General features: G+C 48.4%; 5 protein-coding genes. 1 reads left to right on the forward strand and 4 read right to left on the reverse strand.

Annotated elements, in window-relative coordinates:
* On the forward strand, positions 1-771 hold a 771-nt coding region (locus JGZ97_RS17945), incomplete at its 5' end, for an IS110 family transposase (RefSeq protein ID WP_207064085.1).
* Between the two features lie 311 nt (positions 772-1,082).
* Here the strand turns inward: JGZ97_RS17945 and JGZ97_RS17950 are convergent.
* The 4 genes from JGZ97_RS17950 to JGZ97_RS17965 form a co-directional block, all read right to left on the reverse strand.
* Positions 1,083-1,394, reverse strand: coding sequence for an HNH endonuclease (locus tag JGZ97_RS17950; protein ID WP_207064086.1), 312 nt, complete (start codon positions 1,392-1,394; stop codon positions 1,083-1,085).
* Positions 1,395-1,697: 303 nt separating this feature from the next.
* Positions 1,698-2,558: a protein kinase gene (locus JGZ97_RS17955; RefSeq protein WP_207064087.1), complete on the reverse strand. Its 861-nt coding sequence runs from the start codon at positions 2,556-2,558 to the stop codon at positions 1,698-1,700.
* 3 nt (positions 2,559-2,561) lie between these two features.
* Positions 2,562-2,972, reverse strand: a complete 411-nt coding sequence (locus JGZ97_RS17960; RefSeq protein ID WP_207064088.1) for a DUF3010 family protein — start codon at positions 2,970-2,972, stop codon at positions 2,562-2,564.
* A gap of 537 nt (positions 2,973-3,509) precedes the next feature.
* The gene (locus JGZ97_RS17965; protein ID WP_207064089.1) at positions 3,510-4,097 is read right to left on the reverse strand and encodes an ankyrin repeat domain-containing protein; all 588 of its coding nucleotides are present in this window, start codon (positions 4,095-4,097) and stop codon (positions 3,510-3,512) included.
* Between the last annotated feature and the right edge of the window lie 166 nt (positions 4,098-4,263).

Raw genomic sequence — 4,263 nt, forward strand, 5'->3', positions numbered from 1 at the left:
ACCGGGGCCAAGAATGACAACAACGATGCCGATGCCATCTGCGAGGCCGTGACCCGGCCCAGAACCCGCTTCGTTCCCATCAAGTCGGCCGAACAGCAAGCCGTACTGGCCGCCCACCGCATCCGCAAAGGCTGGGTAAAGGAGCGTACCGCGCTGATTAACCAGGTCCGTGGATTACTGGCCGAGTTTGGGGTCGTCATTCCCCAGGGCCGCTGGGCCTTGCAGCGGGAGCTGCCACGGGTGCTGGAAGATGCTGAAAACGGGGTGCCGGTGATCGCTCGTGCATTGCTGAGCGAGTGCCAAGAGCACCTGCAGGTGCTCAACCAGCGGATCGACGACCTGGAGCGCTGCTTCGACATCGTGGCCGAACACAGCGAAGCGGTGCGGCGCCTGATGACCATTCCCGGGGTGGGTGCGCAGACCGCCACCGCCATTGTGGCCTCGGTGGGCAACGCGCAGCAGTTCGACAAGGCGCGTGACTTTGCCGCCTGGCTGGGGCTGGTGCCACGGCAGTACTCGACCGGCGGAAAACCCCGACTGGGGCGAATCACCAAACGCGGTGATACCTACCTGCGAACATTGCTGGTGCACGGCACCCGCGCGGTGCTGGCCCGAGTGGCAGACAAGCAGGATCGACTGAGCCAGTGGTGCAAAGGGGTGATCGAGCGGCGCGGCTATAAACGCGCCACGGTGGCCTTGGCGGCCAAGAATGCCCGGATCATCTGGGCGATGTTGCGATCAGGAACAGAATACAAAGCGTTCGCCGCCTGAGGCGGGCGGCGAACGCGACAGTCACCCACCGGACATTGCGAGGGCAGCGGATGACGTAAGGCTCAGACCAGAACGGGTAAACCTGTTTAGCGAGAAGGCCATAAAGGCCGTCTAACGAATGAGGGTCCGTTCAGCGCGTTTCATCATGGCCAGGGCTGAAGCCCGTCAACAGGCCGAATGTAGAGCGGCAGTCCGAAGACCTTACAGATTCAGTTTAGTCCTTGCGGTGCCAGGGGGAGTCCATGTAGCCTCAATAACCGGCACAGCTTTGCTGTGTCCGGCGCCTGAAAGGCACGAAGTTGATTGACTTGTTATGTGTCAGCAGAATCGTTTGCAACAAACTTTTGAAACCATCTTTTTCTGCCCTCGTTTTTTCGGGCAATTATCTCTTTTGCTTCTGCTATGGAACTGCACATTTCAGCTGCTTTGACACTGTTACATGTATGGCAAGCCACAACCAAATTTGATTCTTCGTCTGAGCCGCCGTGCTTCTTTGGCATTATATGATCTATTGCTAGCCAAGCTTCATTCCAGTCTTCAAAGCTTTCGATACCACCCCTGCCACAATATTGGCATGTCCAATTATCACGTTCATAAATATGATGACGTGGATCTTTTCTCATTTGTTAACCTTTCGACACATAACGCTTCAAGAAGAGGCGCGCGTTAGCGCGTTGATCTTGCTTGACTTGTTAGGCCTTGGCTTCAATTTCACGCACCACTTCCGACAGATCATCGGATTTAATGGTATTAACTTTTTGCCAAGCACCAGTTTTCCTTTTTAACACTTGAAGTCCCTTCTCTGTGGACTCGATACGATAGCTAGTTTTAGCACTTAGCGTTGGCGCCCCATCACATATAGCCCAATCCAAAACGGCTGGACGGATTTTATGTAGATCAGCCTTAAACTCAGTTGCATTTTGGTATCATTTATCCGGATTAACGTTTGTTGATTTACGGACCACCCGTTTGATAGGCTCCGAAACCCATGGCGGTAATGTTTTAAGGTCTATAACTTTCCCTTTCGTAATCTTGGACTTAATGCATTGATCCACGTAAATAGATCGATCGACATTGTCAGTCAACCCGTTGTAGTGCTTTAGCTCCCGCTTACTCATCCATGCCAGCTCATCATAAGGCAAATGACCACCCAAGAGCTGATAGAACACTATTCCAACTTGGTAGATATCCCCTCTATTGCTGAATGTGTTATGCAGTATAGATTCGGGTGGTCGATACAAAATGGAGTGACTCGACGCTGGTATCTCACCCTTACCTTCAGGAACAACTTTGAGAGATCCAAAATCACCGATTACAGCTTGTTCAGCGTCATTGAGGTAAATATTTGCCGGCTTTAAATCTCTATGCAAAAATCTTTCGGCATGTAAATGCGATAAGCCAGATAACACTGCACTAACAAAATCTATAGCTGCCAAATTGCCAAACTGGGTTGCGTCTATATAGTTATCTAAATCTCCATTTGGGCAATAAGGCGTTACAAAATATGCCCAGTCATTATCTATAAGTGAAGCATCGAGAATAGCTAGGATATTATCTGATTCAATGGCAGCAAGATTTTTTGGCTCAGCATGATACTCCTTATCCCCTCCCCAGTAGTAGAATTTAACTGCAACCGCAGTTCCGAGTATGCGATTATCCCCAAAAAACAGATATCCATTTGCACCCTTTTCCACTTCTCTTGTGAAAATTAAATTCTTAGAAAGTTCTTTGAGTGCATTTTTTATTTCATTGGGCGCACTCAGTCCATCTATATAAAGTGCTGCCATTTCCTATGCTGCTCCAGCAATGCCGGTCAAATATGCGGAGTGTTGATATTTGTTCAATTTAACAGGAATGGTGATTTCTTCTCTTTTTTGCATTGCTGCAATAGATTGAGGGGATACGAGTAATACTTCTGGTACATTGGATACCTGTATGATGCCTTCCATTTTGAATGTATCTGGCCCACCGGCATACTCGCCCTTCTTTCCGCGTTTTTTAATGCAAATCATTTCAATCGCATTATCTCTACAAAAGCTTTCGAATGTATCCATAAAAGATTTTGCTTGAATACTACATTCGCCATCACCCAGTGGGATTTTCTTGGTTGCAACATCAACATGCTCGAAGCCTTGGTCAGTTTTTTTAACCACTGCCAACCTAGCTTCGCTGCCCTTAAGTTCGATACCACATATTTTCATCCGTCATCCTTAAAGATATTTGGTTATATTGAGAGGCCTAACGACATAGATCACGAGTCCCACTTGCGTTTTCTGCAATTGGGATCTCGTGTATCGATTTGTTGTTGTGCGCCGACCATGCCATAACGGCCAGCAAAGGAAAGTAGTCAGATTTGGTGTCACGGACTCGACGGTTCACACAGTCTCCCTAGCCATCGCGGACTTCAACAAAAAATAAAGCCCATATCAGGCTGTATTCCTTAACCGTGACCGATGACGCCGTCGGTTGAACCCGTTAAAACGCGTCGTTTGCGGACACGGTAGCATGAATGAAAACATCCAGATATTGGACATTTTCTGAATCACACTGGTGGTAAAAAGTTTTCAGTTAATGCCAAGTCCTCTTATATATAAGACCAACTCTTAAGCAACCTATCTCTTTGTTTATAACGCGATAGGCGTCATCTGCAACGCTTCAATAACGGGCCGGAAAACTGCGCAGCAGTTTGGAGGTCAGAGCCCGCAGGGCTGAAGTTGATTGATTTGTTAGGTAGTAGGTCATTGCAGCTTACTCCGTATGTCATAAAGACGATCGACCACCTGCTTTACAGAATCCAACTTCCTCTTGGCGTACATGCGCTCGTTCCGCGAAATAAGGTGATCGGTAAGATCTTGCGCGGAACCGTTTTTGGCGAAGAAATCAAACTTGCCACGTTTCTTTAGGTTTGGGCTTTTGGAAAGAATATGGGTGACGATTTTTGTGCTGTCTTCTTTTTCGGCTTTTGCTATGGCCAGCATCAAAAGTGTATGCCCCATATGTGTTTGTTGATCGATATTGGCTCCAAGCTCTAACAGAAGGTCGATAACTTCTTCGTTTTGGGCGTAGTGGATAGGGCAATAGCCGAGTTCATTGCTGCCTTTTGGAGGCATATAGAACGTCTTAAAGTCTACCCCGATATGGTTGCCTAGAAGGAGCTGAATAACGTCCTTAGAGCTGTTCAAAACCGCTTCACGCACAGCTGTGTTGCCGTTAAGCGTCTCTTTGGCCGGATCAACCCCTTCCTTTACCAAACCCGCTACAGTGCGATCGTCATTAGTCCGGGCGGCTTCAATTAGCTGGGTCAGTTTTGACATTGTATCAGGCATAGAAATCTACCTAACGAATGAAATGGACTCCCCCTTCCTTGGGTGCGGTGCCACGCTTACCGGCGGGCAAACAGGATGATCAATGGGAGGTGTAGCATGTCCGTTTCAACTCTTGGCGTTGATCTCGCCAAAACTGCGTTCAGTATCCACGGCGTGGATGCCTGTG

Origin of the sequence: Motiliproteus sp. SC1-56 (assembly GCF_017309075.1) — a bacterium.
Taxonomy (GTDB): domain Bacteria; phylum Pseudomonadota; class Gammaproteobacteria; order Pseudomonadales; family Balneatricaceae; genus Motiliproteus.